Below are 26,432 nucleotides of genomic sequence, written 5' to 3'. Positions count from 1 at the left end.
CCCGCCCACTCTAGCGGCGGACGCGGCCGGTGGAACCGGCCGGTGACCTCCGCCCAGGGACAGACCCCCCGCCTACAGCCCGTTTCCTGTCACCAGACACCAAAGAAGGCTGAACATGGCCCCAGCGCCCTCGTCGACGTCCAGCGCCGTCACCCTGAACATCAACGGCGAGAAGCACCACCTGACCGTCGACCACCGCACCACCCTGCTCGACGCCCTGCGCGAGCGACTCGACCTCACCGGCACCAAGAAGGGCTGCGACCAGGGCCAGTGCGGTGCCTGCACCGTCCTGGTCGACGGGCGCCGCACCGTCTCCTGTCTGAATCTCGCCGTCGCCGCCGAGGGGCACGAGATCACCACCGTCGAGGGCCTGGCCGACGGCGACCGGCTGCACCCGGTGCAGCAGGCCTTCCTCGACCTCGACGGCTACCAGTGCGGCTACTGCACGCCCGGCCAGATCTGCTCGGCCGTCGCCGTCATCGAGGAGCACGCGGCCGGCTGGCCCAGCGCCGCCACCGAGGACGTCCGGCCCGAGGCCGGACCGCCACCCCTGACGCCGGAGGAGATCCGCGAACGGATGAGCGGCAACCTGTGCCGCTGCGGCGCCTACGTCTCCATCCTCCAGGCGGTCGCCCGCGCCGCCGGGGAGCACGCCGAGGCGACCGACGGAAAAGCGAAGGAGACGACCGCATGAGGGAGTTCGGCTACCGGCGCGCCCGTGACGTCTCCGGAGCGCTGGCCCTGCTCGCCGCCGACCCCGACGCTCGCTACCTCGGCGGCGGCACCAACCTCGTCGACCTGATGAAGGCCGGCGTCGAACGACCCGCCCACCTCGTCGACGTCCGCGAACTCCCCCTGGACGGCATCGAGGTCACGCCCGAGGGCGGACTGCGCGTCGGCGCCACCGTCACCAACAGCGACCTCGCCGCGCACCCCGAGGTGCGCCGCCGCTACCCGGCACTGGCCCAGGCGGTCCTGGCCGGCGCCTCCGGGCAGCTGCGCAACATGGCCACCGTGGGCGGCAACCTCCTCCAGCGCACCCGCTGCGGCTACTTCACCGACGTGAGCAAGCCGTGCAACAAGCGGGCGCCGGGCAGCGGTTGCCCCGCCGTCACCGGCGAGCACCACAACCACGCCATCCTGGGCGCCACCGACCACTGCGTGGCCGTGCACCCCTCCGACATGGGGGTGGCCCTCACCGCCTTCGACGCGGTCGTCACCTACGAAACCCCCGACGGACCGGCCGAGTCACCGCTGGCCGACTTCTACCTCCCCGTCGGCGACACCCCGCACCGCGAGACCGCCCTGCCGCCCGGTGCGCTGATCACCGGCGTGGTCCTGCCTCCCGCGCCGGTCGCCGCACGCTCCCGCTACCGCAAGGTGCGCGAGCGTGCCTCGTACGCCTTCGCCATCGGCTCGGTGGCCGCCGCGCTCGACGTCGAGGACGGCGTCGTACGCGACGCGAGGCTGGCCCTCGGGGCGGTCGCCTCCCGGCCCTGGCGCGCCCGCGCCGCCGAACGGGTGCTCGTCGGCGGCCCCGCCGACGGCGCGGCCTTCGCCGCCGCGGCCGACGCCGAACTCGCGGCCGCGAAGCCGCTGCCCGACAACGGATACAAGGTGACCCTCATGCGCAACCTCATGGTGGCCGTCCTGACCGAACTCGCCGAGGAGGCCACCCGATGACCACCGCCACGACCGGCCCTACGGCGGTCAAGGGCGCCGTCGGCACCGCGCACACCCGCGTGGAGGGCCGCGACAAGGTCACCGGGGCGGCCCGCTACGCCGGCGAGATCCCCTTCGCCGACCTCGCCCACGGCTGGCTGGCCCTGTCCACCGTCGCCCGTGGCCGCGTCCGCTCCCTCGACACCGACGCCGTCCTCGGCATGCCGGGCGTCCTCGCCGTGCTCCATCACGGCAACGCGCCGCGCGTCGACACCGACTACGTCGGCATGCTGGGCATCCCGCCGGACCCCACCGCCGCCGTCTTCCAGGACGACCGGGTGCCGCACGTCGGCTGGCCGGTCGCCCTCGTGGTCGCCGAGACGCCCGAGCAGGCCAGGGAGGCCGCCGAGGCCCTCGTCGTCACCTACGACGAGGAGCCGCACGACACGGTGCTCACCGCGGACCACCCCGGCGCCTACCCTGCCGACGGGCACATGCCCGCCGAGACCGAGAAGGGCGACCTGGCGGCCTCGCTCGCCGCGTCCGCCGTCGTCGTGGACGAGGAGTACACCACCCCCGAAGAGCACCACAGCATGATGGAGCCGCACGCGGCCACGGCCCTGTGGGACGGCGGCCGGCTGGAGGTGATCGACTCCAACCAGGGTGCCACCTGGGTCCAGACCGAGCTGGCGAAGATGTTCTCCCTCGACGAGTCGGCCGTGCGGGTGCGCTCCGAACACATCGGCGGCGGCTTCGGCAGCAAGGGCCTGCGCGCCCACCAGGTGTCCGCCGTGATGGCGGCGACCGTCCTGCAGCGGCCGGTGCGCGTGGTGATGACCAGGCGCCAGATGTTCTCGCTGGCGGGCCACCGCAGTCCCACCGTCCAGCGCGTCCGGCTCGGCGCCGACGCCGACGGCCGGCTGCGCGCCCTGGAGCACCGCTCGCTGAACCAGACCTCGACCGTGTACGAGTTCGTCGAGCCCGGCGCCGGCGTCGCGAGGGTCATGTACGACGCCGACGCCCACCGCACCGCCAATCACGTCGTACGGCTCGACGTGCCGTCCCCGACGTTCATGCGCGCTCCGGGCGAGGCGCCGGGGTCCTTCGCCATCGAGTCGGCGCTGGACGAACTCGCCGAGCGCTGCGGCGTCGACCCGATCGAACTGCGCCTGCGCAACGAGCCCGAGGCCGGCCCGGTCTCCGGACTGCCGTTCAGCAGCCGCAACCTGGCGGCCTGCTTCCGCGAGGGCGCCCGCCGCTTCGGGTGGGCGGAGCGCGACCCGCGTCCCGGCATCCGCCGCGAGGGACGCTGGCTGCTGGGCACCGGCACCGCCGCGGCCTCCTTCGGAGCGGGCGCCGGACCCTCCACGGCCCTGCTGACCGCCGAGGCCGACGGCACCTTCACCGTGCGGATCTCCGCCGCCGACCTCGGCACCGGCGCCCGGACCGCGCTCACCCTGGTCGCCGCCGACGCGCTGGAGGTCACGCCCGAGCGGGTCCGGGTCCGGATCGGCGACAGCGACTTCGGGCCGGCGATGATCGCGGGCGGCTCGATGGGCACCCGCTCCTGGGCCTGGGCGATCACGGAGGCGGCCCGCGAACTGCGCGAGCGGCTCGCCCTGGGCCCGGCCGTCCCCCCGGAGGGCATCACCGTGCGCTCCGACACGACCGAGGCACTCGGCGCCCTCGCACAGAAGGAACGGCACTCCTACGGGGCGCAGTTCGCCGAGGTCGCCGTGGACACCGCCACCGGCGAGGTGCGGGTCCGGCGCATGCTCGGCATCTTCGCGGCCGGCCGCATCGTCAACCCCCTCACCGCCCGCAACCAGCTCGTCGGCGGCATGATCTGGGGCATCTCCATGGCCCTGCACGAGGAGGCGGTCCGGGACCGCGCCACGGGCGGGCTGTACGCCCCCGACCTGGCCGGCTACCACGTCGCCACCCACGCCGACGTGGGCGACGTCGACGCCGACTGGGTGGACGACCACGACCCGGACGACCCGGTCGGGATCAAGGGCGTCGGCGAGATCGGCATCGTCGGCGCGGCGGCGGCCGTCGCCAACGCCGTCCGGCACGCGACCGGCGTGCGCCACCGCAGCCTCCCGATCCGTCCCGACCGGGTGCTGTCGGCGCGCGCCGACGGGAGCGGCACCGATGCTTGACATCGCCGCCGAGCTGCACGGCTGGCTGGAGGAGGGCCGCGAGTTCGCCGTCGCCACCGTCGTCTCCGTCGGCGGCAGCGCGCCGCGCGGACCCGGCGCGGCCCTCGCCGTCGACAGCGAGGGCACGGCGATCGGCTCCGTCTCCGGCGGCTGCGTGGAGGGCGCGGTGTACGAGCTGTGCGCCGCCGCCCTGAGCAGCGGGGAGACGGTGCGCGAGCGCTTCGGCTACAGCGACGAGGACGCCTTCGCGGTCGGCCTCACCTGCGGCGGGGTCATCGACGTACTGATCACGCCGGTCGGCGCGGGCTCTGCCGAGCGGGAGGTGTTCCGGGCGGCGCTGTCCACCGCCGCCCGGGGCGGCACCGCGGCTCTCGCCCGGGTCGTCGAGGGCCCCGCCGAGCTGCTGGGCCGGGCGCTGCTGGTCCGCTCCGACGGCTCGTACGAGGGCGGTCTCGGCGGCCGGCCGGACCTGGACCGCACGGCGGTCGCCGAGGCGGGGGCCCTGCTGCACGCGGGCCGCACCGGCACGGTCGGCCTGTCGGAGGACGGCTCGCACTGCCCCGGCGGGCTCACCCTGCTCGTCGAGTCACGGGTGCCGCCGCCCCGCATGATCGTCTTCGGCGCGGTGGACTTCGCGGCGGCGCTGGTGCGGGCCGGCAAGTTCCTCGGCCACCATGTGACGGTGTGCGACGCCCGGCCCGTCTTCGCCACGCCCGCCCGCTTCCCCGAGGCCGACGAGGTCGTCGTCGACTGGCCGGACCGCTACCTGCGGAGCACCCCCACCGACGAACGCACGGTGCTGTGCGTCCTGACCCACGACGCCAAGTTCGACGTGCCGCTGCTGACGGAGGCCCTGCGGATGCCGGTCGCCTTCGTCGGGGCGATGGGCTCGCGCCGCACCCACGAGGACCGCGACCGGCGGCTGCGCGAGGCGGGCGTGACCGAGCGCGAACTCGCCCGCCTCCGCTCTCCGATCGGCCTGGACCTGGGCGCCCGGACCCCCGAGGAGACGGCGCTCTCCATCGCGGCGGAGATCGTCGCCGTGCGGCACGGCGGAACCGGGCTCCCCCTGACGGGCGGCGCCGCCCCGATCCACCGCCAACTGACCGGAGCCCCGGCCTGACAGGGCGGCCGGTGGCCTGACACGGCGGCCGGTCCGGACGGTCGGCACGTCGGCAGGGGGGTGATCCGTCGCCCGTCGCCCGTCGCACCCGTCGCCCGGCGGCGCGGGACGGACGTCGGCGGGCACTGGCAAGGGGGCGGGAGAGTTGGTCCAGGGCCCCGGCTCGGCTTCCGGCTGCCTGCCGGGCGGCGGCCGGTCCGGACAGCCGCCGCCCGGACCGGCCGGCACGCCGGGCGAGGGTGGTCCGCCGCTCGCCGGTACGGGCGGGGCCGGCAGGCGACGGCCAGCCGGTGGAGGCCCCTCCGGGCGGACACCGGCTTCGCGTCCGCGCGGACACCGGTGGTCTGCCGCCCGTGCGGTGATCGGCCGCCGGTCCACGCCGTGACCGGCGACCGGGCCGGGCGGCGGCTGCCCGTCCCTCATGCCGTCACGGCTGTCCGGGCGCCGGTGACCGGAACGGAACCGCTCCCGGCGTCGTCGGAACACCCGACTCGGCCTCCCGGACACGGGTCGTCCCGGCGACCCCGTGATCCAGCAGCGGCCCGACCTCCAGTCCCGCCGCGCGGCAGTCGCCCACGAGGCCGGGCAGGGCGGCGAGCGCCGCCCGCCAGCTGCCGGGGGCGGACGCGTGGTCGGTGTCGTGGAGGAGGACGGTGCCGCCCCCGCGCAGGTCGGCCGCGACCGTGGCGCGCACCGAGCCGGGCGTGGCGTCCTGCCGCCAGTCCTTGCCCCACGCCGTCCACAGCACCGGCCGCAGGCCGAGGCGCCGGGCCGCGGCCCAGCGGCCGGTGGTGAGGATGCCGTAGGGCGGGCGGTACCAGCGCGGGGTCCGTCCGGTGGTCTCGTGCATCACCCGGACGGCCCGCCGCAGCTCGCGCGCGTCCCGCGCCGGTGACGGCAGCCAGGGACGGTCGTGCGACCAGCCGTGGACGGCGAGTTCGTGCCCGCGCCGGGCCAGCTCACGGGCCTGCGCCGGATGCCGTACGACGTTCTCGCCCAGGACGAAGAAGGTCGCCCGCACGCCGAGCCCGTCGAGCACGTCCAGGAAGAGCGGCGTGGACACGGGGTCGGGCCCGTCGTCGAAGGTGAGGGCCACGTGATCGGGGCGGCCCTTTCCGGCCAGCGCGGGCAGCAGTCGCCGGCGCGGCCCGTGCAGCCAGGTCGCGGCCGGGCCGATGTGCGCCAGAGCGGCGGCGACCGGGACGACGGCGCACGCCGCCCGTGCGGCACGGGAACCCTCACTCATACGTCGGCCTCTCCTGTCCTGCCCGTCCTGCCCGTCCCGCTCGCTCCGGTCCCGCCCGGGCCTCTCCCGCGCGGTCCGGTCCGCTCCTGCCCCCTCCGAGTTCCGTCCGGCGCCGTCCTCGGCGTCGCGACGCCGGCCCCGCCTGCCGTCATGCCCCCCGCCGTCCCTGCTCCCACGCGTCCGTCCCCGGCCCGTCCCGCGCCGCCGGGGCCGTGTCCCACGCGCCGTGGACCGACGGTGCCCGCGCCAGCCCCACGCTGCCCAGACCGATCAGGGCGATGCCGACCACCTCGGGCAGCACCCGCACCCCGAGCGCGATCTCCTCGCCGAACAGGGCCCAGCCCAGGGCGACACTGGTCAGCGCGTCGCCGAGGGTCAGCGCCGGCTGCGACGCCGCGAGGGTCCCCGCCCGCAGCGCGCTCTGCAGCAGCAGGAAGCTGATGACGCCGACCACGCCCGTCGCGTACACCGGCCACTGGGTCAGCACCGCGCCCACCCCTTGCGGGAGCCGGCCCGTGACCTCCTTCAGCAGCGCCGCCGTACCGCCGAACGCCACGGCCGACGCCGAGCCGAACAGCGCGGCCCGGGGCGCGCCCCGCACCAGGCTGCCGACCGAGGCGAGGGCCGTCACCACGACGAACAGCACCAGGCCCGCCCAGCCCCACCGGCCGGGGTCGGCGGTGTCGTGGCCGGCCGCCGGCGCGGCGGCGCCCAGGAACAGGGCGAGACCGGCGGCCAGCGCCACGAACGCCAGCCACGTCCGCAGGTCCGGGCGACGGTGGAAGACCAGACTTCCGACCATCAGGGTGAACAGCAGCTCACTGGCCATCAGGGGCTGCACCACGGCCAGACTCCCCACCGCCAGCGCCGCCCCCTGGAGTACCGTCGTGAGCGCCAGCAGCAGCGCCCCGCCCACCCAGTAGCGGTCGCGCACCAGCCGCAGCAGGGAGCGCACCACCGTGTGCCGGGCCCCTGCCCGGCCCTCGTCCTGGGCCGCCGCCCGGCGCTGCAGCACCGACGCCGCCGCGTTGGACAGCGCCGCCAGCAGGGCCAGGACGACGGTGAGGGCACTCACCGCCGCGCGCTCCCGCTCATCCGGAACTCATCCGCGCCGCACGTCATCCGAACCGCGCGGCCAGCCGCCGGTACAGTCCCGGTGCCGCTCCCCGCACCCGGCACGGCAGCCGCAGCCAGCCGGGCACGTACACCTCGTCCCGGCCCCGCTCCACCGCCGTCCGCACCGCCTCGGCCACCCGTTCGGGAGGCACCGGACGCGGCCGGGACCGTCGGTAGGGAGTGCCGCGGTGCTCGAAGAACGGGGTGTCGACGACACCGGGCACCACATGCGTGACCCCCACGCCGGTGCCGCGCAACTCATAGCGCAGCGCGTCCGCGAAGGCGCCGACCGCCGCCTTGGCGGCGGAGTACACGGCCTCGTCGCGCACCGCCACACTCCCCGCCAGCGACCCGATCAGCACCACCCGCCCCGACCCGGCCTCCACCATGCCCGGCACCACCAGCCGCACCAGTCGCAGCGTGGCCCGCACATTGACGTCCAGCACCTGGTCGAGGGCGTGCGCGGGCATGTCGCGGAACTCACCCGCCCAGCCGACCCCGGCACCGGCCACCAGCAGATCCACCGGGCCCACCGTGGCCAGGGTGAAGTCGGCGAGCTGCCGGTCGGCACCGGGCACGGCGAGATCCGCGGCGAACGCCGTGGCCGAGGTGTCCTCGGCCACCGTGCGCAGCCGTTCCCGGTCCCGTCCGCTGAGCACCAGCCGCCAGCCGCCCTCGTCGCCGAGCCGGCGGGCCACGGCCGCGCCGATGCCGGAGGACGCGCCGGTGACGAGCGCGGTGCGCGTGCGCGTGCCCGTTCCGCCGACGGGCTCCCGCCCCGGCCTGGCGTGGCCCGCGTGGGGCGCGACGACCTGCGGTCCTGGGGCGGACCGGGGGCGGGAGAACGCGTGGGTCATGAGGACCACCTTGGCTCGGGCCGTACACCTGAACCCGGCCGGCCGAGCTGTCGGGCCCCGGCGTGCGGCCGGACGGGCGGTCTCGGAGTATCCCCGAGCGAGCGCCCGAAACGCTCAGGTTTGTACGGTTTGGAACACTTCGGGCGGGCAACTGGAGCGCCGTGCCTCCTCGCAGCCCCTCCGCGCCCCTCCGGTCCGCCCCGCGCCGCCCGGCGCGCGGCAGACGTCTGCTGGTGGTCAGCGCGAGCATGGGCGCCGGGCACGACACGGTCGCCGCCGAACTGGTCCGCCGGGCCCGGGAGCGCGGTGACGACGCCCGGGTCGTCGACGTCCTCGCCCTGCTGCCGTACGGCCTGGGCGCCGCGCTCCGGCACTTCTACCGAGGGTCGGTGCGCCACTTCCCCTGGGCGTACGCCGCTCTCTACCGCCTGTTCCTGCGCCCGGGCCCCGGACGCCGCCCCGGCGGCACTCCGCTGGCCCGGCTCGCCGGGGGCCGCCTGGTCGAGCTGGCGGGACGTACGGGTGCGGACGTGGTCGTCCCGGTCTTCCACCTCGGCGCCCAGCTCACCGGCCACCTCCGGGCCCGCGGGCTGCTGTCCGTGCCCAGTGTCGTCCTCGTCGTCGACTTCGAGGTCCACCGGCAGTGGCTCCACCCGGGCAACGACCGGCTCCTGTGCCTGACGCGGGAGGCGGCGCGCGAGGCGCGGGCGGGCACCGGCACCGTCGCGGAGGTCTGCGGTCCCGTGGTGGCGCCGGAGTTCTTCGCCGACGCTCCCGGCGCGGACGGATGGCGCTCGCTCTTCGGCCGGCTCGGCCCCGGCCGTCCGGCCGTGGTGCTCTCGGCGGGCGCCTGGGGGGTGGGCTCGCACCTGGACGGGACCGTCCGGCTCCTGGCGGGGAACGGTTTCCTGCCGGTCGTGCTCTGCGGGGACAACGGACGGCTGCGCCGCGGCCTGTCCGCCGTGCCCGGCGTGCTCGCGCTGGGCTGGGTGACGGACATGCCCGGCCTGCTGCACGCGGCCCGCGCCCTGGTGGACAACGCCGCCGGCCAGACCGCCGTACAGGCGCTCGCCGCCGGGCTGCCGGTCGTCGGGCACCGTCCGATCCCCGGCCACGGCGCGCAGGGAGTGCGCCGGATGGCCGCGCTGGGTGTGTCGGAGGTCGCCGAGGACGACGCCGCTCTGCTCGGCGTCCTGCGGAGGCTCACCGCCCCGGGGCCGGCCCGGCGGGAGCGGATCGCCGCCGGGCGCGCGCTGTTCACGGACGACGCGCTCACCCGGATACTCGCCGCCGCCGACGCCGAGCCCACGCCGGGACCGTGAGCCCACGCCGGGACCGTGAGGCCACGCCCGGACCGTGAGGCCACGCCCGGACCCTAAGCCCACGCCGGGACGATGAGCCCACCCCCGGACCGTGAGCCCACGCCCGGCCGTCAGGCCACCCCGCCGTGAGGCCACCCCGCCGTGAGGCCACCCCCGGACCCTGGGAACCAGGCCCGTTTCCCCACCCCGCCGAGGGGCACCCGCCCGGCGGCGAGAACCGGTGACCGGTGAAGGAGGAGGCGGCGCCGTGCGGCTCCACGAATTCCTGACCCTGGTACGCGACCGCGGCGAGTACCACAGCGACGACGAGGCCGAGCAGGTCACCGCGGCGGTCCTGTGGGTGCTGGCGTCCCGCGTCGGCCCTCAGGAGGCCGCCTCCCTGGCCGCCGACCTGCCGGCGCCCCTGGACGAGGCGCTGCTCCTGGAACGCGGGCGTTCCGAGGCGTTCGGCCGCGCGGAGTTCCTGCGGCGCGTGGCCCAGCAGACCGGCGCCCGGCCACGGACGGCGGAGTGGGACGCGGGCGCGGTGCTCGCCACCCTCGGCGAGGCGGTGCCCGGCGAACGCGTCGACCATCTCCTCGCCCGTCTGCCCGTGGACTGCGCCGACCTCTTCGGCCGAAGGGGCGGCCCCGAAGGAGGTACCCATGACGGACGGTGAACAGCGCTACGACGACGGGGACGACACCCCCTTGCGCGGTTACGCGACGCTCGCGACGACCTTCGTGGCGGGGGCCGGTGTGTTCGCCCTGACCGCGTGGCGCCGCGGGCTGCGCCTGCCCGACACCGTCCCCGCCTGGGACGTGGCCCTGCTGGGAACGGCGACGTTCAAGGCGTCCCGGCTGCTGACCAAGGACAAGGTCACCAGCTTCCTGCGGGCGCCGTTCACCCGGCGCGAGCGGGAGGGGGAGGGCAGCGAGGTGATGGACGCCCCGCGCGGCACGGGCCTGCGGCGGGCCGTCGGTGACCTGGTCTCCTGCCCCTTCTGCACCTCCACCTGGGTGGCCGGCGGGCTGGTCGGCACCTACGCCGTCGCGCCCCGGGCCGCCCGGCTGGTCTGCGCCGGCCTGAGCGCCGTGGTGGTCTCGGACTGGCTGCAGTACGCCTGGAGCGCCACCGAGCAGAAGGCCGAACAGTGAGCGGCGGGTGAGCGACTGATCAGGGGCGGGAGGGCGGTCAGTCGCGCTCGGCTTGCTCCGCCCGCTCGGCGTGCAGCTTCTTCACCCGGGCCGCCTCCTTGCGGACGTCGGCCTGCACGGCCCGCTCCCGCTCCAGCCACTCGGGCCGCTCCTCCTTGAGCGCCTCGATCTGCTCGGTGGTGAGGGGCTCCGCCACCCCGCCCCGGTGCAGCCCGGCGATGGAGACGCCCAGCTTGGCCGCCACCACCGGCCGCGGGTGCGGGCCGTCGCGGCGCAGGTCCCGCAGCCACGCGGGCGGGTCGGTCTGGAGCGCGTTCAGCTCGGCGCGCGTGACGACGCCCTCCCGGAACTCGGCGGGTGTGGCCTCGAGGTACACACCCAGCTTCTTCGCCGCGGTCGCGGGCTTCATGGTCTGGGTGTTCTGGTGCGACGTCATGGTGTCAAGGGTATCGAGCGTGTGAGCGGCCCGAGACCACGCCCGGTAACCTGGCCCGGTGACAGGCTCGGAAGAAACCCCCTCGTTCCGGCTCGCGTACGTCCCGGGGGTGACGCCCGACAAATGGGTGCGCATCTGGAACGAGCGGCTGCCCGACGTCCCGCTGACCCTGACCCAGGTCCCCGCCGCCGAGGCGCCGGGCGTGCTGCTGGGCGGCGGCGCGGACGCCGGTCTGGTGCGGCTGCCCGTCGACCGGAGCGCCCTCAGCGCGATCCCGCTCTACACCGAGACCACGGTCGTCGTGATCCCCAAGGACCACCTGGTCACCGCGGCCGACGAGGTGACCGTCGAGGACCTGGCCGACGAGATCGTGCTGCACCCCCTGGACGATGTCCTCGGCTGGGAGCGGCCCCCGGGCCGGCCCGCCCTGGAGCGTCCGGCGACCACGGCCGACGCCGTCGAGCTGGTGGCCGCCGGGATCGGCGTGCTGCTCGTCCCCCTGTCGCTGGCCCGGCTGCACCACCGCAAGGACCTCACCTACCGGACGGTCACCGACGCCCCCGAGTCGAGCGTGGCGCTGTCCTGGCCCGAGGACGCGCACAGCGACCGGGTGGAGGACTTCATCGGCATCGTCCGGGGCCGCACCGTCAACAGCACCCGGGGCAGGCAGCCCGCGCAGGCGCCGCGGAAGGGCGAACGGACCCAAGCCGCCCCCGCACGGCGCACACCGGCGGGCGGGAAGCAGACCGGCGGCGCCCGACGCGGCGCGGGCGGCACCGCCCGCGGCGGCGGGAACGCGGGCAGGGGCGGCGGGAAGGGCGGCGGCAGCGGCAAGGGCGCCAAGCGCGGCCGACCCCGCCGCGGCTGACACCGAAGCGCCCTCGTCTCACCGGACCGTCGGACTGGGGCTGGGCGCCGAGGTGTTGACCTCCAGGCCGGGCGGCGAGGTGAGGGAGAGCACCGGCTCGCCCGGCTGCGGGGCGGGCGGGGTGAGCTGCGCCTTGGGGAGGTTCGGCGGGGCGGACTGCTGGAAGTTGACCTGGTCGAAGTTGACCAGGCCGGTCTTCTCCAGCACCGTGATGTGGTCCAGCACGGTGTCGTTGGCCTGGTCGGCGAGCTGCCGCACCAGGGAGTTCTTGGTGTTGGCGCGGATGTCGGCGATGGCCGGGAAGATCTGCCCGTGCGTGATGCGCATGATGTTCACCGCGGTGGTGTCGAACTGTCTGCCCGTGGTCCCGTCCACCGTCGCCACGAACTGCTGCTGCTGCGGTGAGGCCAGGTTCGGCAGGGTGATGCCCAGCTCCGGCGCGATCCTGCGGCAGGTCGCGTCGAGCCGGGCGTGACCGACGACCAGGTGCTCGCCGGCCTCCTTCATCTCCGGCGTCGTCCCCCGCTCCATGGCCATCAGCCCCAGCGGGTGCTCCCACAGCCCGGCGGCCCGGACCTTCACCACGAAGTCACGGTCGGCCTCGGTCAGCGGCCCGTAGAGCGTGTCGGCGATGATCCGGGCCTGGTCGTTGCCCGTGTTCCGCACCCCCAGCATGGTCGGGTAGGCGAGCGCGGTGAGGGTGAGGACCAGGGCACCGGCCACGAAGGCGGCCCCTGCCGTGGTGCGCGTGATGCGCATCGTGCCTCCTGGAGCGAGGACAGGCTCGGACACCAGGAGGTACGGACGGGGGCGGCGAAGCGATCACCTCGACGGGTAAAAAATCCGGCGGGTGGCCGCCCCGTCCACCGCGAACGCGTCAGCCGGCCCGTACCGACCGCTCCAGCCACGCGTACGCCGCCCGCGCGCTGAACTCGCTCTGCCCGCCACGCACCAGCAGTTGGGCGGTGGTGAACTCCGGGGCGTCCGCCTGGGCGGCGACGTAGGGGATCGCGATGCAGCGCATCCCGGCCGCGTGCGCGGCGGCGGCTCCCGGCGCGGCGTCCTCCAGGACCACGCAGTCGGCCGGGTCCGCGCCGAGCCGTCGAGCCGCCTCCAGGAAGACGTCCGGGGCCGGCTTGCCCCGCGCCACCTCGTCGGCCGAGACCACCGTGGGCAGCAGCGAGTCCAGCCCGGTGCGGGCCAGGATCGCGGAGATGGCCTCGGGCGACGACCCCGAGGCCACCGCCAGCGGCACCCCTTCGCCGGCGAGCAGTTCGACGAACTTCCGCATCTCGGGGTAGGCGCGGGCGGAGGTGCGGGCCAGGTCGAGGTAGTGGCGGTTCTTGACGGCGAGCAGTTCCTCGACCGGTGCCCGCAGCCCGTAGCGCCGCTTCCAGTCGGCGACCGTCTCCTGGGTGCTGATGCCCACGTACCCCTCGTGGTCGGTCCAGGTGAAGTCGTCGACGCCGTACTCGGCGAGGGTCTGCCGGCCCGCCTCGTAGTAGTTCGGCTCGCTGTCCACGAGCGTGCCGTCGAGATCGAAGATGACCGAGATGCCGTCGAGAGAACTCATGCGTCCAGCATGCCAAGGATCACCGGCGCGCCGAACGCCCGATCGACTCCACGAGGGGCAGCAGCCGGTGGGGCACCCGCTCGCGCAGCGCCACCTCGCTACGGGTGCGCACCACCCCCGGCAGGCTGATCAGCTTCTGGACCACGTCCTCCAGGTGCGCGTTGTCGCGGGCCACGACCCGGGTCAGCAGGTCCCCGCCGCCGGTGATGGAGAAGGCCTCGACGATCTCCGGGACGGCGGCCAGCGCCTCGCCCACCTCGTCCAGGTGGCCCTGGGTGACCTCGATGTGCACGAACGCGAGCACCGGATGGCCCAGCGCGGCGGGGGAGAGGGACGGCGCGGTGCCGGTGATCACGCCGTCGCGCTCCAGCCGGTCCAGCCGGGCCTGGAGCGTGCCGCGGGCGATCCCGAGGACGCGGGCGTACTCGCGGACGCTGGTGCGGGGCTGCTCCAGCAGCAGCCGCAGGATGCGGGTGTCCAGTTCGTCGACGGCCATGGCGCGGGGTCCCTTCGTCGGCCATTGGCTCTCCGGTGGCCGTAAGAGTGCCGCCGAAACTGTACCAATGGCCCAGTGAAAAAGGAGCCTGTTGAGCCACTGGTGGAAGGGATGCTCCCATAGGGAGGTCGATGGCGCTGCGGACTCCGCGGCGCCTTTTTCATGCCAGTGACTCGAGGCCGGTGGGCGAGGGGGCGGTAATCAGTGCTGAAGAAGGTGTTCGTGAGCCCGGACCCGGGACGGTCCCGGCTGCGCTTCGCGGCGCGGGCCGTCCTCGGCATCGGGCTGGCCGTAGCCGCCTGCGGCGTGGCCGGCACCTCCCTGGTGGGCGCGATCACCGGCGGGCTCGCCGCGCTGCTCGCGCTGTTCACCGTCACCGACGCCACCGTGCGCGGACAGGCGGTCACCACCGCGCTGCTGCCGGTCGTCGGACTGCCCGTGCTCACCGCCGCCGCCGCGCTGCACGACCTCCCCGTGGCGCGGGACCTCACCTTCCTCGCCGTCGTCGGCGCGGGCGTCTACGCCCGGCGCTGGGGCCCGCGCGGACACAGCCTCGGCGTGTTCGCCTTCATGACCTTCTTCATCGCGCAGTTCCTGCACGCGACCACGGACCGGCTGCCCGAGATGTACGCGGCCGTCCTGCTGTCCGTGGCCACCGCCGCGGCGGTGCGCTTCGGCCTGTGGTGCTACGAACGCCGCCTGCCCCCGCCCGCCGCCCCCGCGCCTCCGGCCGGCACCGGGCTCGCCCGCATCACCACCCGCCAGGCCGTCCAGGCCACCGCGGGCGCCGGCTTCGCGCTGGTCGTCGGCCAGCTCGTGTCCGACCAGCGCTGGTACTGGGCGGTCGGCGCCACCTGGTGGGTCTTCGTCAACACCACCTCGCGCGGCGAGACGCTGGTCCGCGGCTTCCGCCGGGTCCTCGGCACGGTCGTCGGCATCGGTCTCGGCTTCCTGATCGCCTTCCCGCTGGCCGGGGCCGCGGTGCCCACCGCCGTGCTCGCCGCCGCCTGCGTCTTCGGCATCTTCTACACCGCCGCGGTCTCCTACACCTGGATGATGCTCTGCGTCACCCTGCTCGCCGAACTGCTCTACGGCCTGCTGGGCTTCCTCAGCCCCGGGCTGCTCGCCCTGCGGCTCGTCGAGACCGGCGTCGGGGCGCTCGGCGCCGCGCTGGCCGTGCTCTTCGTCCTCCCCGTCACCACGCACGCCGTCACCGACGCCTGGATCCAGCGCGCCCTGCGCTGCGTGCACGCCTGCACCGCCGAGGCCGCCGCCCGTCTCGCCGGCAACGAGGGCGCCGACCCCGCGCACCGGGTGGCGGAACTGGAGCAGCTTCTGGGCCGGGTCCGGCTGTCCCTGTCCCCGCTCGTCCACCCGCTGAACCCGATGCGCGGCCGCAAGCGCCGCGCCCGGCGCGTCCTCGCCCTGCTCGACGACTGCGCGCGGGAGATACGCGGCCTGGTCGCCGTCGCCGCCGACCCGGAGGCCTCGCACGACGCGCGGCTGGCCGCCGCCTGCTGGCGCGTCGAGGCCGCCGTCGAGGCGCTCACCGGGGGCGGCCGCGTCCCCGCCCACGCGCAGGGGGCGCACACCGCCGAACCCGCGCTCGCCCACCTCCACGGCCTGGAGCGAGCCCTCACCGAACTCGCGGCACCCCTGCGGGCGCCCTCCGGCTCGCCGCTCGCCGGCGCCTGAGCCCTCCGCCCCGCGCCTTCGCCAGGTCCGGACCGCAACTGATCGACTGCTACCGTCGCCCCGGGGCAGGCGATCGGCCGGCCCGGTCGGTCCGGCACCCGACGGGGCGCCGGAGGCGACGGCCCGGCACGCGGCGGTACGAGACGAGAGGGACCACTGGTGACAGACGGCGACATGCGGCGGCGGGCGTTCATCGGGTCGTTCACGGCGGCCGGCGGGCCCGGCATCGTCACCGCGGCCGTCGCGCCGGGCACCGGCGAGCTGACGGTCCTCAGCGGCACCGACCGCCTGCCCGACCCGTCCTTCCTTGCCCTGGCACCGGACGGGAACACGCTCTACGCCGTCAGCGAGACGGCCGAGGGAGCGGTCGCCGCCTTCCGCGTGAGCGGGGACAAGCCCGAGCCCGCCGGCCGCCCGGTGTCCGTCGGGGGCGACGGCCCCACCCACCTCGCCCTCCACGCCGGGCACGTGCTGACGGCCAACTACGGCTCCGGCAGCGTCACCGCCGTGCCGCTGCGCGCCGACGGCACCCTCGCCCGGGCCGCCTCCGGCGTCCTGCGCCACACCGGATCGGGCCCGCACGCCCAGCGTCAGCAGGGACCGCACGCCCACCAGGTGCGCCCGGACCCGAGCGGGCGGTGGGCCGTCAGCGTGGACCTCGGCACCGACTCGGTGCGGGTGTGCACCCTGACGGACGGCGCCCTCACCGTGCACCGGGAGACCGCGCTGCGCCCCGGCTCCGGGCCGCGGCACCTGGCCTTCCACCCCGACGGCTCCCACGCCTACGTCGTCAACGAACTCGCGCCCACCGTCACCGTCTGCCGCTGGGACGCGGCCGAGGGCGTGCTGCAGCCGCTCACCGAGGTGCCGGTGCTCCCCGGTGCCCCGGCCGGTGACGCCTACCCGTCCGGCATCGTGGCCTCGCCCGACGGCCGCTTCGTGTGGACCGCGACCCGCGGCGAGGACGTCCTGTCCGTGTTCGCCGTGGAACCGGACGGACTGCGGCTGACCGGGACCGTCCCCTGCGGCGGACACTGGCCGCGGGAGATCGCCGAGTCGGGCGGCTTCCTGTACGTGGCGAACGAGCGCTCCGGCGACGTGACCTGGTTCGCCCTCGATCCGGCGACCGGGGTGCCGCGCCGGGCCGGCTCCCTGGCCCTCCCGGCGGCCTCCTGCGTGATCTTCGGCTGACGCACCCCCCGTACTGCCACGGTGCCCCGGCGGACCGGGGGCGCCATCCGTACCGGCCCACGGCCCGCCCGGCCCCCGCACGGGTACGACCACGGGCCCGCTCCGTCGCCGGAGCGGGCCCGTGGTCCCGTATGTCCCGGGTGCGTCAGCGCACCGGTGCGCCCTGGGGCTGCTGCGGCGAGATGCCGAGCGCCGTCGTGTACTTGGCCAGCGTCAGCTTGCCGATCGCCGGATAGGGGCCGAGCGGGTCGGAGGTGGAGCAGCCCGCCTCCTTGGCCGCCTCCTCCAGCAGGGACGCCTCGATCTCGGGGCCGATCAGGTACGGCGCGAGCGCCAGCTGCTGGGAACCCGAGGAACGCAGCTGCTCGGCCACGGACGCGATCGAGCCCTCCTCGTCCAGGGCCGCCGCCATCACCGGCACGGCCAGACGGGCCGCGAGCAGCATGCCGGTGATCCCGGCCGCCTGCACGGCCTCGTCACCGCCCACGGAGGCCAGGATGATGCCGTCCGCGGCGGTGGCCACGGTGAAGAGCCTGGCCCGGTCGGCGCGGGCCAGCCCCGCCTCGGAGAGCCGCACGTGCAGCGCCTCGGCCAGCAGCGGGTGCGGGCCGAGCACGTCGGTCAGCTCGGCGGCGACCTTGCTGTCCATGACGGCCTGGCGGATGCGGCGCAGCAGCGCGCTGTCCGGTCCGGCGAGCAGCGGTACGACGACGGCGACGGGCCCCTCGGGCTCCTTCACCTCCAGGCCGGCGGCCACCGCCTGCTCGTAGCGGGCGGTGCGCTCCTCGGCGGCCCGGGCGAGGACGGTCGACAGGGTGGGGAACTCCTCGTCGTCCCCGTCGAGCCAGCCGATCCTGGCGTCGAGGCCGGGAAGTTCCGAACGGGCGATGCTGACGACCTCGTCGGTGAGGCCACGGGTGGCGCTACTGGGCGTCCCCGGAACCGCGAGGACGAGCGCCGGCGCGCCCTCGGGAGCCACCAGGGGTTCGGGACGGCGGTGCCGTCCGGGCTGGCGGGGGCGCGGCATTCGTACTGGCAGGCCGGACGCGGGCCCAGTGGGGGAGCTCATGGCGCCGCATGTTACTGGTTTCCTGGGTTTCCCTGTTCGGGGAGGGTGCAGGTGAGCGGTATCCGTCCGGTTTTGTCTGAAGAGTGATGTACGGATCGGCCGACATCGGCACGATTCACCTCGGTGGAGGACCGATTCTCAGCCGTCCGGGTCAGCCGTCACCCACAGCATTTTTTCATCACCCGGAAGGGTGAACGAGCCGGTCGCCAGGTCGCTCGCGATCCGCACCGAACCGTGCAGTGGATCACCCTCGGCGGCCGTCCGCCGCGCGTGCGGGAGCCGCTTCGCCAGCTCCTCCTCCAGCGGCACGGCCAGGGCGTCGCCCAGCTTCAGCAGTCCACCGGTGACGGCGACCAGGGGCTCGCCCCCGGGCGGACACACCGCGGCCGCCGAATCCGCCATGTGCCGGGCGGCGGCCCGCAGGACGTCCGCGGCGACCGGGTCACCGGCCGCGCAGGCGGCCACCTCCGGCGCGAACGAGGCGAGGACGGCGGGACGGTCGGTACGCGGATAGATCCGGCCGGGCAGCCCCGCCACCGGCCCGAACCGCTCCTCGGCCCGGGCCAGCAGCGCCGCCGAACCGCCCGGGCGCCCGTCGTGGGCGCGCAACGCCGCCTCCAGCCCGGCCCGTCCGATCCAGGCCCCGCCGCCGCAGTCGCCCAGCAGATGGCCCCAGCCGTCCGCCCGGTACCAGCGCTCCAGGTCCGTACCGGTCGCGATCAGGCCCGTACCGGCGGCCACCACGGCGCCCGTCCGCGGGCCGAGGGCGCCGACGTACGCGGTCACCGCGTCCGCGACCAGGGCGACCGTCCGCACGCCCAGGTCCCGGGCCAGGGCACCCGGCATCTCGGCGCGCAGGGCGTCGCCCAGGGTGGCCAGCCCCGCGGCCCCGACGACCACGGTGCCGATCCGGACGACACCGGTCTCCTCCCGCAGCGACTCCGCCATGGGCAGCAGCTGCCCCAGCAGATGCCCGGGGTCGATGCCGCGCGCGCCGGTGCGGACCGCCTCCCGCGACGCGCGCCGTCCGAGGACCCGTGGGCCGTCCCCGTCGCCACCGGCCGTGCCGAGGACGACCCGCAGCCCCGAGCCGCCGGAGTCCACGGCCAGGAAGCCGGGCGTCACGGCAGGCGCCAGTCGACCGGCTGACCTCCCAGGCGGACCAGCAGGTCGTTGGCCCGGCTGAACGGACGGGACCCGAAGAATCCCCGGTCGGCCGACATCGGCGACGGGTGCGCGGACTCGACCGCCGGGAGGTCGCCGAGCAGCGGGCGCAGATTGCGGGCGTCGCGTCCCCACAGGATGGACACCATCGGCTTCCCGCGTGCCGCCAGAGCGCGTATCGCCTGCTCGGTGACCTCCTCCCAGCCCTTGCCGCGGTGGGCGGCGGGCTTGCGCGGGGCCGTGGTGAGCGCCCTGTTGAGCAGCAGAACACCCTGCTCGGTCCACGGGGTCAGGTCCCCGCTGGAGGGCTGCGGGAGATTCAGGTCGGTGTGCAGTTCCCGGAAGATGTTGACGAGGCTGCCGGGCAGCGGACGCACCTCGGGCGCGACCGAGAACGACAGCCCCACCGCGTGCCCCGGGGTCGGGTAGGGGTCCTGTCCGACGATCAGTACGCGGACGTCGTCGAAGGGCTGTTGGAAGGCCCGCAGTACATGCGCCCCGGCGGGGAGGTAGGTGCGTCCGGCGGCGATCTCCGCGCGCAGGAACTCACCCATCGCGGTGATCCGCCCGGCGACGGGTTCCAGGGCCTTCGCCCAGCCCGCTTCGACGATTTCGTGCAAGGGTCGTGGTGCCACGGGCGTCACCCTACTGCCGTACGGGTGACGCCGATCAACCGGTGGCGGCGGCCGGTCCCCCCGGTCCGGTTCATCCGACGACCGCGGCCCGCACGCACAGCACGTCCGGCAGGTGGGAGGCCAACTGCCGCCAGCTGTCGCCGTCGTCGTCCGAAGCGAACACCTCGCCGTTGCGGTTGCCGAAGTAGACGCCGGCCCGCTCCGCGTCGTCGGTGCACAGCGCGTCGCGCAGCACCGTGCCGTAGTGGTCCTCCTGCGGCAGTCCCGCCGACAGCGGCTCCCAGCTCTTGCCCGCGTCGGCCGTGCGGAAGACCCGGCAGCGGCGGTCCGCCGGGACCCGGTCGGCGTCGGCGTTGATCGGGAAGACGTACGCCGTGTCGCCGCGGTGCGGGTGGGCGGCCACCGCGAAGCCGAACGTCGACGGCAGCCCCTCGCCGATGTCCGTCCAGTGCGCGCCGGAGTCGTCGCTGCGGTACACGCCCCAGTGGTTCTGCAGGTAGAGCCGGTCCGGGGTCGCCGCGTCCCGGGCCACCTTGTGCACGCACTGGCCGAACTCCGGGTTCGGGTCCGGCAGGAAGACCGCGGAGACACCGGAGTTGGACGGCGCCCAGCTCGCGCCGCCGTCCGTGGTGCGGAAGACGCCCGCGGTCGACACGGCGACCGTGACGGACTCCGGGTCCCGGGCGTCGGTGAGGACGGTGTGCAGCCCCTCGCCACCGCCGCCCGGCACCCACTGCGAGCGCGTGGGGTGCTCCCACAGGGGCCGGACCAGCTCGAAGCTCTCGCCCCGGTCCTCCGACCGGTACAGCGCGGCCGGTTCCGTGCCCGCGTAGACCACGTCCGGCTCCGCGGCGGCCGGGTGCAGCTGCCACACCCGCTCCAGCGAAGCACCGGTCTCCTTGGGGAACTTGACCGCGGGCTGGGCGGGCTCGGTCCAGGTCCGCCCCAGGTCGTCGGAGTGGAACACCGACGGCCCCCAGTGCGCGCTGTCGCCGCCGGCCAGCAGCCGCGGGGTGTCGCCGCGGGTGTCGAGGGCGACCGAGTACACCGCCTGCGCGTTGAAGTAGGGACTCTCGTCGAACTCCCAGGTGCCACCCCGCCGGCGCCCGATGAACAGGCCCTTGCGGGTGCCCACGGCGAGCAGTACCTCGGTCATGCCGATCACCTCCGCGGCGTCCTCGTCGACGCCTTCGTCTCGGACACGGGCCAGTCTGCACCCCACCACTGACAGTCACCTCTGGAAAGGGTGACGCCGCAGGTCACGGCGGTGATGTCGCGCTCGCGGAGGACAGGGGCGCGGTCCGCTCCGAGGCCGTGGCGGCGGCTTCAGGCCCGTGGCGGCGGCTTCAGGCCCGTGGCGGCCGCTTCAGGCCCGCGGCGGCAGCGCCCGCTCCAGGATGCCGCCGAGGTCCGCCCCGGCCGGCAGCGTGCCGAAGGCGTGCCCCCAGTCGCCGCCGAGCCGGCTCGCGCAGAACGCGTCGGCCACGGCGGGCGGGGCGTGGCGGACCAGCAGGGAGCCCTGGAGGGTGAGGGCCATCAGCTCCACCAGGCGGCGGGCCCCCGTCTCGGACGCCTCCGCCAGTCCCGACTCCAGCCGGGCCACGGCGGCGTCCAGCCGGGCGTCCGCGCCCCGGGCGAGGGCGAGTTCGCCGAAGAGGGCGTGCGCGGTCTCGGGCGAGCGGCCCAGCGCCCGCAGCACGTCCAGGGCGTTGACGTTCCCCGAGCCCTCCCAGATCGACAGAAGCGGTGCCTCGCGGTAGTGGCGGGGCATGCCCGACTCCTCCACATAGCCGTTGCCGCCCAGGCACTCCAGGGCCTCGGCGGTGAACGCGGGGCCCCTCTTGGTCACCCAGTACTTGCCGACGGCGGTGGCGATCCGCCGGAAGGCGGCCTCCCCGGCGTCCCCGCGCACCGCCCGGTCCGCCGCGCCCGCCAGCCGCAGCGTGAGCGTCGTCGCCGCCTCCGACTCCAGCGCGAGGTCGGCCAGGACGTTGCGCATCAGGGGCTGGTCGACCAGGCGGGCACCGAACGCGCCGCGGTGCCGTACGTGATGTCCCGCCTCGACGAGCGTCTTGCGCATCAGCGTCGCCGAGGCCATCACGCAGTCCAGCCGGGTGCAGTTGACCATCTCGATGATCGTCTTGACGCCCTGCCCCTCGGGCCCGACCAGCCAGGCGACCGTCCCGTCGAACTCGGGCTCGGACGACGCGTTGGAGCGGTTGCCGAGCTTGTCCTTGAGGCGCTGGACGCGGAAGGTGTTGCGGGTGCCGTCGGGCAGGACGCGCGGGACCAGGAAGCACGACAGGCCCCCGGGGGCCTGGGCCAGCACCAGGAACACGTCGCACATCGGCGCCGACGTGAACCACTTGTGCCCGCGCAGCGTGTACACCCCGGACTCGGCGGTCGGGGTGGCCGCGGTGGTGTTCGTGCGGACGTCGGAGCCGCCCTGCTTCTCCGTTATCCCCATGCCGGCCAGCAGGCCCCGCTTCCCGGTGGGCGGCCGCAGCCCCGGCTCGTACTCCCGGCTGGTCAGCAGCGGCTCGTAGACCTTCGTCAGCTCCGGCTCGGCGCGCAGCGCGGGCACGGCGGCGTAGGTCATCGACGTGGGACAGCCGTGCCCCGCCTCGGTGTGCCCCCACACCAGTCCGCCGGCGGTCCGGGCGACGTGGGCCCCCGGCCGCTCGTCCGCCCACGCCGAGCCGGCCAGCCCCTCGCCGACGGCCACCCGCATCAGGTGGTGCCAGCTGGGGTGGTACTCGACCTCGTCGATCCGGTTGCCGTACCGGTCGTGGGTGCGCAGCACGGGCTCGTGGCGGTTGGCCAGGTCGCCCCACTCCTGGGCCTGGGCGCTGCCCGCCCGCAGGCCGAGCCGCCGCAGCTCCTCCTCGGCCCATCCGGCGCCCTCCCGCCGCACGCCCTCCAGCAGGGCCGTGTCCGCGGAGGCGTCGTAGGGGGCCAGGGGAGGGGGCTGGTTGGTGACGTCGTGCGTGGCGTACCCCACCGGACGGCCCGCGGACTCCTCGTACGGCTCCTGCGTGAGTGTCGTCATGAGGTCGAGTGTTGCACCGGCGCTGCGGTCGCAGCAATAGTGCAACAGAGGGGTGCACGTACAGTACGGCCCATGAACGGCTCCGCGTCCCCGGGCGACCCCGCGCTGCGTCCGCTGTCCGCGCGGTCGGTCGTGCTGAGCCTCCTCCTCGGTACGCATCCCCCCGAACTGTCCGCCCGCGAGCTGGTGCGGCTGGTGGAGGGCTTCGGTGTCGGCGGGTCCACCGTGCGCGCGGCCCTCAGCCGGATGACCGCCGCCGGTGACCTGCGGCGTACGGAGGCCGGCTACCGCCTCAGCGAGCGGCTGCTGGAGCGCCAGCGCCGCCAGGACGAGGCCGTGCGCCCGCACACCCGCGCGTGGCGGGACGACTGGGAGATGGTCGTGGTCACCGCGACGGGGCGCGGCCCCGCCGAACGCGCCGATCTGCGCGCCCGGCTGACCGCCCTGCGCCTGGCCGAGGTCCGCGAGGGCGTCTGGCTGCGCCCGGCCAATCTCCGCCGTCCGCTGCCGGCCGACCTGGACCGGGTGGCCGACGCGTACGTCTGCCGCCCCGCGCGTCCGGGCCGCGAACTCGCCGCCCGGCTGTGGCCGCTGGACGCCTGGTCCGCCACGGCCCGGGAACTGCTCGCCCGGGTCGACCGGGCACGGCGGCCGGCCGACCGGCTCACCGCCTTCGCCGCCGTCGTGCGCCATCTGCTCGCCGACCCCGTCCTGCCCCCGGAACTGCTGCCGGGCGACTGGCCGGGCCCGGCCCTGCGCGACGCCTACGAGCGCTTCCGGCGGGAGCAGGCCGGTCAGCTCCGGGCCACGGACGCCCGGGGCTGACCGGCTGCGGGGTCACGCGCCGACGGGGCGCGTCACCTGTAGGTGATGTCCGACGACGTGTACTTGCAGTGGGTGCCGTCGGGGCCCGAGCCGTTCGAGTCCGGCTCGTCGCCGTCGTCGTTGCCGATGTACTTCTGGCACGGGACGATCTTCCTGTCGCCGTCCCCGACGATCGTGATGTTGCGCAGGGTCGCGCTGTCGCCGTAGTTGGTGTTGATCCCGGCGATCCGGCTGCCCTTCCAGCTCACCTCGATGGTGTCGAGGTTGATCGTGCGCTTGTACTGCGTCGAGCAGTTGCCGCAGGAGCGGACGAAGGTGCCGAAGTTCTTGACGGCGAAGTTCGACACGTTGAGCGTGCCGGCGCCGTTGAACTGGAACACCTTGTCGCCGGCCTCCTTGGCGCCGCCCCCGGTCACGGTGTAGACGTTCGACGACGAGGAGCCGCGGAAGGTCGCCGCGTCCTCGCCGACGTCCTCCCACCAGACGTTCTGCAGCGTGCAACTGCCCTTGCAGTGGATGCCGTCGGCGGCCGGCGCGCCGAGGATCACGTTCTTCAGGACGGCGCCCGGGGCCAGTTCCAGGATCGGCCCCTGGTCCTCGTCCTGGCCCCCGGAGCCCAGGTCGCCGGTGCCGTAGAGGCGCTTCATCCCGTAGTCCTTGGTGCCGGAGACCGAGATGGTGGAGGAGACGCCCTGGCTGCCGTTGGGGGTCGGCCAGGTGGTGGCCTGGGCCGATGACGCCCCGGAAGTCATGAGCATGCCAACCGAGAGGCCGAGGGCGGCCAGCGTGCCGGTCGCGGCGCGCCACCGCGCGTGGGGGTGTGTCGCAGCGGTCATGTTCTGGTCCCTTCCGTCAGGGAGTGGGGGTGGAACGGAACATGTACATGAACGTTGTTCAGGATGTTGTCCGGTGTCACGGGCGCTGCCGGGCTCTTGAGGCCTCGCAGCGCCCGTGACGGTCATGCTGATGAACGGACCGTAGAGGGCAAGCGCTTTCTAGTCAACGCCTCGCGCACGACTCCGTCTCACATGCCCCAGCCGTACTGGTCCGGCATGCGGACCGTGTCGCCCATGTCGCCCAGCTCCCGGGCCGCCTGCTGCGCCCAGGACGGGCTGCGCAGCAGCTCGCGGCCGAGGAGCACGGCGTCGGCCTCGTCGTTGGCCAGGATTTTCTCGGCCTGCCGGACGTCGGTGATCAGGCCGACGGCGGCGACGGGCAGGGTGGTACCGGCCTTGACGCGCGCGGCGAACGGCACCTGGTAGCCGGGGCCGGTGGGGATGCGGACGCGCGGCACGTTGCCCCCGGTGGAGACGTCGAGCAGGTCGATGCCGTGGGCCTGGAGGTCGGTGGCGAAGCGCACGGTGTCGTCGGGCGTCCAGCCGCCCTCCTCCAGCCAGTCGGTCGCCGAGATCCGGAAGAACAGCGGCTTGTCGTCCGGCCACACCGCCCGGACCGCGTCGACGACTTCGAGGGCGAAGCGGGTGCGGTTCTCGTACGAACCGCCGTAGGCGTCGGTGCGGTGGTTGGAGTGCGGCGACAGGAACTCGTGGATCAGGTAGCCGTGGGCGCCGTGGATCTCGACGATCTCGAAGCCGGCCGCCAGCGCGCGGCGGGCCGCGTCCGCGAACTGCCCGACGATCTCCTCGATCTGCGCCGTCGTCAGCTCGGTCGGCACCGGATGCCGCTCGTCGAACGCCAGCGCGCTCGGGGCCGCGGGCTGCCAGCCGTGCGCGTCGGGGCCCACGGGGGCCCCGCCCTTCCACGGCTGCGCGGTCGACGCCTTGCGGCCCGCGTGGGCCAGCTGGATCGCCGGCACGGTCCCCTGCGACCGCAGGAAGTCCGTGATCCTGCGGAAGGCGTCGGCCTGGGTGTCGTTCCACAGGCCCAGGTCCTGCGGGGAGATCCGGCCCTCGGGCGACACGCCGGTGGCCTCGACGATGATCAGTCCGGTGCCGCCGACCGCGCGGGCGCCGTAGTGCGCGAAGTGCCAGTCGCCGGGCACGCCCGCCAGGGGCCCCTCCGGCGCGGCGGAGTACTGGCACATGGGAGGCATCCAGACCCGGTTCGGAATCGTGGTGTCCCGCAGCTGGAGAGGCTGGAAGAGGGCGCTCATGGCGGACTGCTCCCTTGGTCGAGCGGCCGGGTGGCCGGGTGGTCCGGGAAGGGGGTACGGCTCGTACGATAGCCCTCGTAGTACGGCAGGTGTCAAACTACGGCGACCTTCGTACAATGAAGACCTTCGAGGGGCCCCGCCGGCCGGCGGTCCCCCTCCCGGACGACTGGAGCCGCCGTGACCCCCGCCGCCACCGCCGCCGGTACCCGCGACCTGCCCCATCCGGCACGGGACGACATCCGGTTGGAGGACGTGCTGCACGCGCTCTCCGACCCGGTGCGGCTGCGCATCGTGCGCGACCTCGCCGCCGACAGCGACGCGCTCTTCTCCTGCTCCCACTTCGACCTGCCGGTCACCAAGTCCACGACCACGCACCACTTCCGGGTGCTGCGCGAGAGCGGAGTGATCCGGCAGACCTACCGGGGCACGGCCAAGATGAACGGCCTGCGCAGGGACGACCTGGACGTCCTCTTCCCGGGGCTGCTCGACGCCCTGCTGGCCGCCGCGGCCCGCCAGGCCGCCCGCGTCGGCACCGGCTGACCGGCGCCTCCCCTCGGCCCGTACGCCGACAGGGTGCTGCGGCCGGTGAACGGTCCGCCTCCCGCGCGTGTTCTGTTCGTATGGAATGTGATCATGCGGTTACGTTCCGTGTATGCTCGACGCATCCTTCGTTGATCGTTCTCTTCAGCTTTCC

The 26,432-nt window shown here is 74.9% G+C and carries 26 protein-coding genes; 12 read left to right on the top strand and 14 right to left on the bottom strand.

Annotated features, from left to right (window positions below; all coding sequences use genetic code 11):
* The first annotated feature begins 115 nt into the window (after positions 1 to 115).
* Genes ACFZP7_RS05305 through ACFZP7_RS05290 form a run of 4 tightly spaced genes read left to right on the top strand, consistent with a single transcriptional unit; the run spans position 116 to position 4,947 of the window.
* Complete coding sequence (locus ACFZP7_RS05305; RefSeq protein ID WP_031018740.1) at positions 116 to 694, top strand: (2Fe-2S)-binding protein; 579 nt, start codon at positions 116 to 118, stop codon at positions 692 to 694.
* Positions 691 to 1,683 (top strand): xanthine dehydrogenase family protein subunit M, encoded by a 993-nt coding sequence (locus ACFZP7_RS05300; protein WP_359417946.1) that lies wholly within the window; start codon positions 691 to 693, stop codon positions 1,681 to 1,683. The genes ACFZP7_RS05305 and ACFZP7_RS05300 overlap by 4 nt, the downstream gene beginning before the upstream one ends.
* Positions 1,680 to 3,824, top strand: coding sequence for a xanthine dehydrogenase family protein molybdopterin-binding subunit (locus ACFZP7_RS05295; RefSeq protein WP_031018737.1), 2,145 nt, complete (start codon positions 1,680 to 1,682; stop codon positions 3,822 to 3,824). Before ACFZP7_RS05300 ends, ACFZP7_RS05295 begins: the two co-directional genes overlap by 4 nt.
* Complete coding sequence (locus ACFZP7_RS05290) at positions 3,817 to 4,947, top strand: XdhC family protein (RefSeq protein WP_385633972.1); 1,131 nt, start codon at positions 3,817 to 3,819, stop codon at positions 4,945 to 4,947. Before ACFZP7_RS05295 ends, ACFZP7_RS05290 begins: the two co-directional genes overlap by 8 nt.
* A gap of 427 nt (positions 4,948 to 5,374) precedes the next feature.
* Here ACFZP7_RS05290 and ACFZP7_RS05285 read toward each other — a convergent pair whose 3' ends face one another.
* From ACFZP7_RS05285 to ACFZP7_RS05275, 3 genes are all read right to left on the bottom strand, one after another.
* Positions 5,375 to 6,193 carry a polysaccharide deacetylase family protein gene (locus tag ACFZP7_RS05285; protein ID WP_385633971.1) on the bottom strand — a complete coding sequence of 273 codons (819 nt, stop codon included), beginning with the start codon at positions 6,191 to 6,193 and terminating at the stop codon, positions 5,375 to 5,377.
* A 148-nt stretch (positions 6,194 to 6,341) separates the two neighbouring features.
* Entirely contained in the window at positions 6,342 to 7,268 is a 927-nt protein-coding gene (locus ACFZP7_RS05280) for a DMT family transporter (protein ID WP_019327399.1), read from the bottom strand.
* A gap of 43 nt (positions 7,269 to 7,311) precedes the next feature.
* The gene (locus ACFZP7_RS05275; RefSeq protein ID WP_385633969.1) at positions 7,312 to 8,166 is read right to left on the bottom strand and encodes an SDR family NAD(P)-dependent oxidoreductase; all 855 of its coding nucleotides are present in this window, start codon (positions 8,164 to 8,166) and stop codon (positions 7,312 to 7,314) included.
* Between the two features lie 248 nt (positions 8,167 to 8,414).
* Here ACFZP7_RS05275 and ACFZP7_RS05270 point away from each other — a divergent pair, with 248 nt between their 5' ends.
* The 3 genes from ACFZP7_RS05270 (at position 8,415) to ACFZP7_RS05260 (ending at position 10,624) form a co-directional block, all read left to right on the top strand.
* Entirely contained in the window at positions 8,415 to 9,488 is a 1,074-nt protein-coding gene (locus ACFZP7_RS05270) for an MGDG synthase family glycosyltransferase (RefSeq protein WP_385638342.1), read from the top strand.
* Positions 9,489 to 9,735: 247 nt separating this feature from the next.
* Complete coding sequence (locus ACFZP7_RS05265) at positions 9,736 to 10,146, top strand: DUF2267 domain-containing protein (protein WP_385633968.1); 411 nt, start codon at positions 9,736 to 9,738, stop codon at positions 10,144 to 10,146.
* Positions 10,133 to 10,624: a DUF1360 domain-containing protein gene (locus ACFZP7_RS05260; protein ID WP_019327395.1), complete on the top strand. Its 492-nt coding sequence runs from the start codon at positions 10,133 to 10,135 to the stop codon at positions 10,622 to 10,624. The genes ACFZP7_RS05265 and ACFZP7_RS05260 overlap by 14 nt, the downstream gene beginning before the upstream one ends.
* 37 nt (positions 10,625 to 10,661) lie before the next feature.
* Here the strand turns inward: ACFZP7_RS05260 and ACFZP7_RS05255 are convergent, their stop codons facing one another.
* Positions 10,662 to 11,060 carry a DUF5997 family protein gene (locus tag ACFZP7_RS05255; protein WP_385633967.1) on the bottom strand — a complete coding sequence of 133 codons (399 nt, stop codon included), beginning with the start codon at positions 11,058 to 11,060 and terminating at the stop codon, positions 10,662 to 10,664.
* 58 nt (positions 11,061 to 11,118) lie between these two features.
* Here ACFZP7_RS05255 and ACFZP7_RS05250 point away from each other — a divergent pair, with 58 nt between their 5' ends.
* Positions 11,119 to 11,928 (top strand): LysR family substrate-binding domain-containing protein, encoded by an 810-nt coding sequence (locus ACFZP7_RS05250; RefSeq protein ID WP_385633966.1) that lies wholly within the window; start codon positions 11,119 to 11,121, stop codon positions 11,926 to 11,928.
* Positions 11,929 to 11,946: 18 nt separating this feature from the next.
* On the opposite strand, the gene ACFZP7_RS05245 is transcribed toward ACFZP7_RS05250, so the two are convergent.
* The 3 genes from ACFZP7_RS05245 to ACFZP7_RS05235 all read right to left on the bottom strand — a co-directional run bounded on the left by ACFZP7_RS05245 (position 11,947) and on the right by ACFZP7_RS05235 (position 13,997).
* Complete coding sequence (locus tag ACFZP7_RS05245) at positions 11,947 to 12,687, bottom strand: DUF4142 domain-containing protein (RefSeq protein WP_210899735.1); 741 nt, start codon at positions 12,685 to 12,687, stop codon at positions 11,947 to 11,949.
* A gap of 118 nt (positions 12,688 to 12,805) precedes the next feature.
* Positions 12,806 to 13,501, bottom strand: a complete 696-nt coding sequence (locus tag ACFZP7_RS05240) for an HAD family hydrolase (protein ID WP_385633965.1) — start codon at positions 13,499 to 13,501, stop codon at positions 12,806 to 12,808.
* 19 nt (positions 13,502 to 13,520) lie between these two features.
* A complete protein-coding gene (locus ACFZP7_RS05235; protein WP_019327390.1) occupies positions 13,521 to 13,997 on the bottom strand; it encodes an Lrp/AsnC family transcriptional regulator in 477 nt (158 codons plus the stop codon).
* A gap of 204 nt (positions 13,998 to 14,201) precedes the next feature.
* Between ACFZP7_RS05235 and ACFZP7_RS05230 the strand changes: the two genes are divergently transcribed.
* Positions 14,202 to 15,692 carry an FUSC family protein gene (locus ACFZP7_RS05230; RefSeq protein WP_192341610.1) on the top strand — a complete coding sequence of 497 codons (1,491 nt, stop codon included), beginning with the start codon at positions 14,202 to 14,204 and terminating at the stop codon, positions 15,690 to 15,692.
* A 159-nt stretch (positions 15,693 to 15,851) separates the two neighbouring features.
* Entirely contained in the window at positions 15,852 to 16,883 is a 1,032-nt protein-coding gene (locus ACFZP7_RS05225; RefSeq protein WP_031018720.1) for a lactonase family protein, read from the top strand.
* A gap of 145 nt (positions 16,884 to 17,028) precedes the next feature.
* Here ACFZP7_RS05225 and ACFZP7_RS05220 read toward each other — a convergent pair whose 3' ends face one another.
* The 5 genes from ACFZP7_RS05220 to ACFZP7_RS05200 form a co-directional block, all read right to left on the bottom strand.
* Positions 17,029 to 17,952, bottom strand: coding sequence for a sirohydrochlorin chelatase (locus ACFZP7_RS05220; RefSeq protein ID WP_127436529.1), 924 nt, complete (start codon positions 17,950 to 17,952; stop codon positions 17,029 to 17,031).
* Between the two features lie 138 nt (positions 17,953 to 18,090).
* On the bottom strand, positions 18,091 to 19,077 hold the full coding sequence (locus tag ACFZP7_RS05215; RefSeq protein ID WP_385633964.1) for an N-acetylglucosamine kinase: 987 nt from the start codon (positions 19,075 to 19,077) through the stop codon (positions 18,091 to 18,093).
* A complete protein-coding gene (locus ACFZP7_RS05210; RefSeq protein WP_029393769.1) occupies positions 19,074 to 19,751 on the bottom strand; it encodes a uracil-DNA glycosylase in 678 nt (225 codons plus the stop codon). The genes ACFZP7_RS05215 and ACFZP7_RS05210 overlap by 4 nt, the downstream gene beginning before the upstream one ends.
* A gap of 70 nt (positions 19,752 to 19,821) precedes the next feature.
* Positions 19,822 to 20,976 carry a sialidase family protein gene (locus tag ACFZP7_RS05205; protein WP_029393768.1) on the bottom strand — a complete coding sequence of 385 codons (1,155 nt, stop codon included), beginning with the start codon at positions 20,974 to 20,976 and terminating at the stop codon, positions 19,822 to 19,824.
* Between the two features lie 141 nt (positions 20,977 to 21,117).
* Positions 21,118 to 22,800 (bottom strand): acyl-CoA dehydrogenase family protein, encoded by a 1,683-nt coding sequence (locus ACFZP7_RS05200; RefSeq protein WP_385633963.1) that lies wholly within the window; start codon positions 22,798 to 22,800, stop codon positions 21,118 to 21,120.
* Between the two features lie 72 nt (positions 22,801 to 22,872).
* On the opposite strand from ACFZP7_RS05200, the gene ACFZP7_RS05195 reads away from it, so the two are divergent.
* The gene (locus ACFZP7_RS05195; protein WP_127442270.1) at positions 22,873 to 23,625 is read left to right on the top strand and encodes a PaaX family transcriptional regulator C-terminal domain-containing protein; all 753 of its coding nucleotides are present in this window, start codon (positions 22,873 to 22,875) and stop codon (positions 23,623 to 23,625) included.
* Positions 23,626 to 23,657: 32 nt separating this feature from the next.
* On the opposite strand, the gene ACFZP7_RS05190 is transcribed toward ACFZP7_RS05195, so the two are convergent.
* Positions 23,658 to 24,461, bottom strand: a complete 804-nt coding sequence (locus tag ACFZP7_RS05190) for a pectate lyase (protein WP_385633962.1) — start codon at positions 24,459 to 24,461, stop codon at positions 23,658 to 23,660.
* Between the two features lie 188 nt (positions 24,462 to 24,649).
* Entirely contained in the window at positions 24,650 to 25,738 is a 1,089-nt protein-coding gene (locus ACFZP7_RS05185) for an NADH:flavin oxidoreductase/NADH oxidase (RefSeq protein ID WP_355517616.1), read from the bottom strand.
* A 177-nt stretch (positions 25,739 to 25,915) separates the two neighbouring features.
* Here ACFZP7_RS05185 and ACFZP7_RS05180 point away from each other — a divergent pair, with 177 nt between their 5' ends.
* Positions 25,916 to 26,278: a transcriptional regulator gene (locus ACFZP7_RS05180; protein ID WP_019327379.1), complete on the top strand. Its 363-nt coding sequence runs from the start codon at positions 25,916 to 25,918 to the stop codon at positions 26,276 to 26,278.
* The last annotated feature ends 154 nt before the right edge of the window (positions 26,279 to 26,432 follow it).

The sequence above is a fragment of the Streptomyces sp. SudanB5_2050 genome (assembly GCF_964272335.1).
Lineage (GTDB): Bacteria > Actinomycetota > Actinomycetes > Streptomycetales > Streptomycetaceae > Streptomyces > Streptomyces rochei.
Note: the sequence above shows the minus strand (reverse complement) of the source record. Positions and strands in the feature narration are given on the sequence as shown.